Source organism: Clostridia bacterium (genome assembly GCA_017438525.1).
Classification (GTDB): Bacteria; Bacillota; Clostridia; order Oscillospirales; family RGIG8002; genus RGIG8002.
Window position 1 is genome coordinate 35,317 of record JAFRVI010000076.1, and the last position, 8,324, is coordinate 43,640.

Here is an 8,324-nt window from a genome sequence, read left to right on the forward strand (position 1 = left end):
GCGTCGCCCTTCTCGACAGCGTCCTCGGCCGAGGGAGATGCGCGCATAACGGGCTCAGGCGAGCGCGTGCATGATGTCCTCGATCGGCAGCTGCGGATTGAGCGCCTCGTTTATCCCCCGCGAAACTATCCGCGCCGCCGTGTCGACGAGCGCGTCCACCTCGCGCGGAGTGACGAAGAACCCGTGCTTCTGAAAGTACCCGCCGGAGTAGTCCTCCGCCACCGTCGCGGCGTCCACCACCGTCGGCACGCCGACGGCTATCACGGGCACGCCGAGCGTCTTTTCCGAAAGCTCCGCCCGCCGGTTTCCGACGCCGGAGCCGGGGGAGATGCCCGTGTCGCATATCTGCACCGTCGTGCCGAGCCGCTCGGTCGATAGCGAGGCGAGCGCGTCCACGGCGATGACGAGCGAGGGCTTCACCTCGCCTACCGCGCCGCGCAGCAGCTCCAGCGTTTCCACTCCGGTGCGCCCGAGCACGTCGGTCGCGATAACGCTGACCGGACGGGTATTCTCGATGCCGGCGAACTCCTTGAGCGCCGCCGCGATGTGCCGCGTCGCGAGGACGCCGTCCGCGGCGCGCGGGCCGAGCGCGTCGGGAGTCACGCGCCTGTTGCCGAGTCCGGCGACGAGCGCGCCGCCCTCGCGGAGCATCGGCTTCAGCTCCTCGGCGATGAGCCGCCCCGCGTCCTCCTCGTCGATATCTCCGGTTTTCAGACCGGAGAGCTCTATGGTAACGTATCTGCCCGGCGATTTGCCGAGCTTTTCGCCCGCCTCTGCGGTTGAAATGACCGTCTCCGTCACGGTAACGTCCTCGACCGTGCGCGTTCTGACCTCGACTCCGTCGAGTTCTCCGTATTCCGTCCGCGCCTCCGCGGCAAGGTCGGTGCGGTGCGCCATACTATCGCCACTTTCTGCATTCATTCTGCCCCGCGAAAGACGAAATAAAACAACGGGAGGGAAAATATGTTCGCGAGAATAAACTCCTTCGGACTTTTCGGCCTCGACGCCTACAAGGTGGAGGCGGAGATAGACGTCTCCGGCGGCCTGCCCGGCTTCGACGTGGTCGGCCTGCCGGATACGGCGGTGCGCGAATCGCGCGACCGCGTGCGCTCCTGCATAAAGAACCGCGGCTTTATCTTCCCGGTCAGCCACATAGTCGTGAATCTCGCCCCCGCGGACCGCAAAAAAGAGGGCGCGATGTACGACCTGCCCGTCTTCGTCGGCATCCTTTTTGCAACGGAACAGCTCCGCGCCGATATTTCGGACGCCGCCTTCGTCGGCGAGCTTTCGCTCGACGGGGAGGTGCGCCGCGTCAACGGCGTGCTGCCGATAGCGGTCAGCGCGGCGCAGTTCGGGATAAAGCGCCTTTTCATCCCATACGACAACGCCGCCGAAGCGTCGGTGGCGAAGGACGTGGAGATCTACCCCGTCCGCGACGTGACCGAGCTTGTCGACCACCTTAACGGCGGCGCGAAGCTCACTCCCGTCACCGAAATGAACTTCCCCGTCGCGGAGCAGACCTACGCCTGCGACATGGCGGACGTAAAGGGCCAGCCCGTCGCCCGCCGCGCGCTTGAAATAGCCGCCGCAGGCGGACACAATCTGCTCATGGTCGGCCCTCCCGGCACGGGCAAAAGCATGCTCGCCCAGCGTCTGCCGACGATCATGCCGCCGATGACTACGGCGGAATCCCTGCAGACGACCAAAATATACTCCATCGCCGGCCTGCTCCCCGAGGGAGTGCCTACGATGCTTTCGCGCCCGTTCCGCGCGCCTCACCACACGATGAGCAAGATCGGCATGACGGGCGGCACCCACAATCCGCGCCCCGGCGAGCTTTCGCTGGCGCACAACGGCGTGATGTTCCTCGACGAGCTGCCGGAATACCCGCGCGATACGCTCGAGGCGCTCCGCCAGCCGCTTGAGAACGGCAGCATCACCATAACCCGCGCCGTCGGGAGCATGACCTTCCCCTGCGAAATGATCCTCGTCTGCGCGATGAACCCCTGCCCCTGCGGCAACTTCGGCAACCCGAAGAAGCGCTGTACCTGCTCGCCCGGGCAGATCCATAAATACCTGTCGAAAATATCCGGCCCGCTGCTCGACCGAATGGATATCCACGTCGAGACCGAGCCGCTTGAATTCAACGACCTGCGCAGCGAAGCGCCCGCCGAGAGCAGCGAAGCCGTCCGCGCCCGCGTCGCCGCCGCGCGCAAGCGGCAGGAGGAACGCTACGCGGATATCGGCGTTTCCTGCAACGCCCGCCTCTCCGGCGGCAAGACGAAGAAGCTCTGCGCGATATCGGACAGCGCGGCCGAGCTGCTGCGCCGCTCGTTCGAGAAGATGTCGCTTTCCGCCCGCGCCTACGACAAGGTCCTGCGCGTCGCGCGCACGATCGCCGACCTCGCCGCCGAGGACGGCATCCGCGAGGAGCACGTCGCGGAGGCGCTTCAATACCGCTGTCTCGACCGCAAGTATTGGGACAGAACGATTTTCTGAGGTAACGAAATGGAAGAAAACTACCGTATCGAAAAGGACTCGATGGGGGAGATGAAGGTCCCCGCCGACAAGCTCTGGGGAGCGCAGACGGCGCGGAGCTTAAAAAACTTCCGCATCGGAGGCGACCTTATGCCGTCGGTCGTCGTCCACGCGCTCGCGATGCTGAAACAGGCGGCGGCGACGGCGAACCGCGACCTCGGCAAGCTTGACGAAGCGCGCCGCGCCGCGATCTCCGAGGCGTGCGCCGAGGTCTTCACCGGCAAGCTGGACGCGCATTTCCCGCTCTCCGTCTGGCAGACGGGCAGCGGCACGCAGACGAATATGAACGTCAACGAGGTCGTCGCCAACCGCGCGATGCAGCTCCATCCTGAGCTGAAGATCCACCCCAACGACCACGTGAATATGTCGCAGAGCTCTAACGATACCTTCCCATCGGCGATCTCCGTTTCCGCGGTGCTGACGCTGGAAGGGCTGCTCCTTCCCGCCGCGGAGAAGCTCGTCAAAGCGCTTTCCGCGCTTGAGGAACGCTACGCGGAAACGCCGAAGGCGGCGCGTACGCATATGCAGGACGCCGTACCGATGACCTTCGGTCAGGAGGCGAGCGGCTGGCGCGCCGCGATCGAATCGGATATCGACGGCGTGCAGCTTTCGCTTCACAAGCTCCGCGCTCTGCCGATAGGCGGCACCGCCGTCGGCAACGGGCTCAACTGCCCGGACGGCTTCGACGAAGCGGTCTGCGCCTTCATGACGGAAGCATGCGCGACTGACTTTTATCCCTGCGAAAACAAATTCGCCGGCCTCGGCTCAAAGAACGCAGTCCTCGCCGCGCACGGCGCGCTGAAAACGCTCGCCGCCGACCTGCACAAGCTCGCTTCGGACGTCCGTCTGCTCGGCAGCGGACCGCGCTGCGGCATCGGCGAGCTGAAGCTGCCCGCCAACGAGCCGGGCAGCTCGATAATGCCCGGCAAGGTCAACCCGACGCAGTGCGAGGCGCTGATAATGGTCTGCCACGAGGTCTTCGGCAACGACGCGGCGCTGACCGGCGCCTGCGCCGCCGGCGTCCTCGAGCTGAACGTCTGCATGCCGCTGATCGCCTTCCGCTTCCTGCGCTCGGTCTACCTGCTGACCGACGCGATGACCTCCTTCACGGATAACTGTCTCGCGGGTCTGACCGCGGACGAAGCCGTGATGCGCGAATACCTCGAGCGTTCGCTCATGACGGTCACGCGCCTGACGCCCGTCATCGGCTACGACGCCGCGGCGAAAGCCGCAAAGTGCGCGCTTGAAGAGAACATCACCCTCCGCGAAGCCGTCGTCGGCGCCGGCCTGATGGACGCGGATAAGTATGACGAAATAATGAAGATATAAAAGCGCGCTGCGGCGCGCATGATTTGCAAGCTTCGCTTGCATGATTTGCTCGCGTTGCTCGCATGAATTGATTGCTTCGCAATCATGATTTGTCGCCGCGGGCGACATAGGTTTCCGAACGCTGACACGTCGGCCGGCTCCCTCAGACGAGGGAGCTGTCGCCGAAGGCGACTGAGGGAGGGAAAAGCCCTGCCCATATCGCTTCGTTTGCGTTTGAGACGCCGTCTTTCACTCCCTCAGTCTTGCCGTCGCTTCGCGCCGTCAATCCAGCTCCCTCGTCTGAGGGAGCTCTGATACGTTCAAATCGCCTGCGGCGATTTGTTCCTTCATGCAAGCGCGCCGCGCTTGCAATTCACGGCGAAGCCAAATCATGACGGCGGAGCCGTCAAATCATGCCGTCGAAGACGGCGCACAAAAAGCTGACCTCTCGTTTTAGCTCAACTTCTCGAAAAAGGAAAAAACCATGGACGTATACGAAAGATCGCTCGCCCTGCACGAAGAGCTCGGCGGAAAAATCGAAATCTCGGTCCGCGCCCCGCTTGAAACGCGGGAGGACCTCTCGCTCGCCTACACGCCGGGCGTCGCCCGCCCCTGCAAGGAGATCGAAGCCGACTACGCGAAAAGCTTTACGCTCACGCGGCGCGGCAACGTCGTCGCCGTCGTGACGGACGGCTCGGCGGTGCTCGGCCTCGGCGACGTAGGAGCCGCCGCCGGCATGCCCGTCATGGAGGGCAAGTGCGCGCTCTTCAAGCGCTTCGGCGGAGTCGACGCGGTGCCTATCTGCGTCGACAGCCGCGACACGGAGGAGATAATCCGCACCGTGTATCTCATCAGCAAGTCCTTCGGCGGCATCAACCTCGAGGATATCTCCGCGCCCCGCTGCTTTGAGATCGAGGCGCGGCTGAAGGAGCTCTGCGACGTGCCCGTCTTCCACGACGATCAGCACGGCACGGCGATAGTCGTCGCCGCCGCGATGCTGAACGCCGCGAAGGTAACGGGCAGGAAGCCGGAGGAAATGCGCGTCGTCGTCAACGGCGCGGGCAGCGCGGGCATCGCGGTGTCGAAGCTGCTGCGCGACATCGGCTTCGGCGAGCTGACCGTCTGCGATATCGGCGGCGTCCTCGATCCCGAAGGCGATATAAATCCCGCCCAGCGCGAGCTTGCGCTGACGGTCAACCGGAGCGGCATACGCGGCTCCCTCGCGGACGCCGTTCGCGGCGCGGACGCCTTCGTCGGCGTTTCGGTCGGCAGGGTGCTGACCGGAGAAATGGTCGCAGCGATGAATGAGCCGATAATCTTCGCTATGGCGAATCCCGTTCCCGAGATAACGCCTGAGGAAGCCCTCGCCGCCGGAGCCGCCGTCGTCGGCACCGGGCGCAGCGACTATCCGAACCAGATAAACAACCTGCTCGCGTTCCCGGGCATATTCAAGGGCGCGCTGAAATGCCGCGCGAGAGCGATAACGGAAGAGATGAAGCACGCCGCCGCCCGCGCCCTCGCCGCGCTCGTGCCGGAAGCGGAGCTTTCGCCGGCGAAGATAATCCCCGACGTCTTTTTCCCCGGCGTCGCCGACGCCGTCGCCGCGGCGGTGATCGCGGCTCGCTTCGCGAGCAATGATATATCACGCGATGCGTGATATGATATACGCTATTCGCGTATGATATATCGCCGGCGCGATATGATATATTCGCTGCGCGAATATTAAGGAACAAAGCGGCTCCCGAAAGGGAGCCGCTTTGAATTATTCAAACCGCGCTCATCGGGCGCGGTTTGCTCCTTAATGCTCGCAACGCGAGTATATCATATTTGACTTCAGGCAAATATATCATGCGGCTTTAAGCCGTATATCATATCGGCGAAACGCCGATATATCATTGCGGCACCTTGCCGCCGCTCAGGATGACAAACCGCCCGCGCCGTGCGCGGCCTTGCCTCCCTCTGGGGGTGACGAGCCCGACCGCCGCCTGCGGCGGAAAAAGGGAGGGCGAGGAAGTGCCGCGGTCGATAGGCGCGAGGGTGATTTATCGCCCGAAGCGCATATCGGGCACCGCAAACGGGCAAAGGTGTTATTTTTTGCTCCGCAAAAAATAACGGAGGGAGGGAAAGAGCCCTGCCTTTGTCGCGAAGTTTGCGGTTGAGATGAGGTTTTTCCCTCCCTCAGTCATCGCCGTTTTCAACGGCGCTGACAGCTCCCTCGTCTGAGGGAGCTCCCCGCACACGTCCGTCAGCCTCCGGCTGTGCCGCCGGCGCGCAAAAAACTTGAAAAAACCGGCGCTTTTTCACAATTTTTTCTTGCAATCCCGCCGAGCAGGTGATAGAATAAAAAAGATGTGGCTCATTTTGAGAATGAGCGTGCTTTTACATATAAAATAAATATATAAAAAAGCCGAAAGGCAAGGAGGAAAAATATGAAAAACAAACTGACGAAAAAACTGCTCAGCGCGGTGCTCAGCGTCGCGATGCTGCTCTCGCTCGTGCCTGCCGCGAGCCTGACGGCGTGGGCGGATAATGCCGCTGTCACCTATCTCGATGCGGACGGTAATGAACAGACCTGCACGGAGTACACCGTTTTCGACAGCAGCATGACTATGATCGAAGAGGCGGGCTGGTATGTGGTCAAGGAAAATGTGCCGATCAGCGGGGAAATGTACATTAGCGCTGACGTGAACCTGATCCTTTGCGACAGAGCGACGCTTACCGTAACGGCGGAAACTTATGGCGGAGCTGTCAATGGATATAAAAACCTTACGATATATGCTCAAAGCACCGGCGAAGACATGGGTGGATTGAGCGTGACGAATCAACAAAGCTATGGCTACGCCCTTGATTTCTCAGACGGCAGTATTATTATCAATGGCGGCAAGATCAGTGCGACCGGTGGAATAAGTATTTATAATGGCGATATTACTATCAATGGCGGGAACGTTACAGCCGCCGGTGTTTATACTAATGGGATCTGCGCCAGTACTAATAACAACCTTACGATAAATGGCGGAACCGTTACCGTGTCGACAACTGACAATAGTCACGGCGGCATCGAAATGGGCGGAAATGTGATCGTAAACGGAGGAACTGTCAGCGCGATCGGCGGCTACAACAGTGCCCTCTGCTCCACCGGTGTAACGGTCAGCGGCGGCGCCCTGACCGTAGCGACAACCATGAGTGGAACTTACGGCATCAACTGCGAAAACAAGGGAGACGTAACGATCAGCGGCGGCGAGCTTACCGCAAGCGCTCCCGGAGGCGGCATTGCATATGCCAACGTCAAGAACGCCGTCCCCGGCACCGGCTGGACGGATGTCGCCGGCACCTCGGGAGAGACCGAGATCGCCGTCAGCACCACCGGACAGGATCTGAGCGCCTATAAGAAGGTAGTAATAGGGACCCCCGCGCCCGAACCCGTATCCTATAAGAACGCGGCGTATGACTCTGCCACCAACACGGTAACCTATACCGACGCAACCTGTGATGATTACACGGCTGTTGCCGCGACCACCACTGAGTGGGGCGCGAGCGGTACGACGAGCTGGTACGTCGTCAACGACACCGTGGAGATCACAAGCAGCATCACCGTTTCCGGCACGGTCAATCTGATCCTCTGCGACGGCGCGTCGCTGACTGCGAGCGCGGGCGTCAACGCCTCCGGCGCGACGCTGAACATTTACGGCCAGAGCGCGGGCACCGGCGCGCTGATCGCCAATGCGGCCAATGGCAGCGACGGCGATGATGATTCTAATGGTGGCGCCGGCTCCACCGCCATCACCTGCGGCACGTTGTCTGTCAATGGGGCCGCGGTCACGGCCACCGGCGGCAACGGCGGCTACGGCTTCAACGGCGGCAATGGCGGCAGCGGTATTTCCGGCAATGTGACCGTCAACGGCGGCACGGTCACGGCCACCGGCGGCAACGGCGGCAGCGGCTTCTACGCCGGCAATGGCGGCAGCGGTATTTCCGGCAATGCGACCGTCAACAACGGCACGGTCACGGCCACCGGCGGCGTCGGCGGCCAAGGCCATCAGTTTGGCAGCAACGGCAGCGACGGCAAAGCGGTCACCGGAAACATAACCGCGACCGGAACCGGCGCGACTGTTCAGGAAAGTGATAATAATATCGATTGGAGTTATGTTTCCGGCGGTTCTTCCGATAAGCGGTTTATACACGGTGAAGCTACCGCCTCCGCGCCCGTATCCTATAAGAACGCGGCGTATGACTCTGCCACCAACACGGTAACCTATACCGACGCAACCTGTGATGATTACACGGCTGTTGCCGCAGACACTACAACCTTTGAGGACGGCAAGTGGTACGTTGTTAATTCGAATGTAACCGTTAACGGAAGCATTACCGTAAACGGCGCTGCAAACCTTATTCTTGCCGACGGATATACGCTGACGGTAACGAAGGGCGTTGCAGTTACAGACCCGAGCAGCCTGACGATTTTCGGTCAGGAAAACGGC

Annotated in this window: 5 protein-coding genes; 4 read left to right on the top strand and 1 reads right to left on the bottom strand. The window is 61.7% G+C overall.

Features of this window, described 5'->3' with window-relative positions:
* Positions 1-54: 54 nt before the first annotated feature.
* Positions 55-897, bottom strand: coding sequence for a GPR endopeptidase (locus IJL83_07400; protein MBQ6553420.1), 843 nt, complete (start codon positions 895-897; stop codon positions 55-57).
* Positions 898-963: 66 nt separating this feature from the next.
* Here IJL83_07400 and IJL83_07405 point away from each other — a divergent pair, with 66 nt between their 5' ends.
* From IJL83_07405 to IJL83_07420, 4 genes are all read left to right on the top strand, one after another.
* Positions 964-2,499 (top strand): YifB family Mg chelatase-like AAA ATPase, encoded by a 1,536-nt coding sequence (locus tag IJL83_07405; protein ID MBQ6553421.1) that lies wholly within the window; start codon positions 964-966, stop codon positions 2,497-2,499.
* A 9-nt stretch (positions 2,500-2,508) separates the two neighbouring features.
* Positions 2,509-3,867 carry a class II fumarate hydratase gene (locus IJL83_07410; GenBank protein MBQ6553422.1) on the top strand — a complete coding sequence of 453 codons (1,359 nt, stop codon included), beginning with the start codon at positions 2,509-2,511 and terminating at the stop codon, positions 3,865-3,867.
* 463 nt (positions 3,868-4,330) lie between these two features.
* Entirely contained in the window at positions 4,331-5,503 is a 1,173-nt protein-coding gene (locus IJL83_07415; protein MBQ6553423.1) for an NADP-dependent malic enzyme, read from the top strand.
* Between the two features lie 772 nt (positions 5,504-6,275).
* Positions 6,276-8,324, top strand: a 2,049-nt coding sequence (locus IJL83_07420) for a hypothetical protein (GenBank protein ID MBQ6553424.1), incomplete at its 3' end; no start/stop codon positions are given.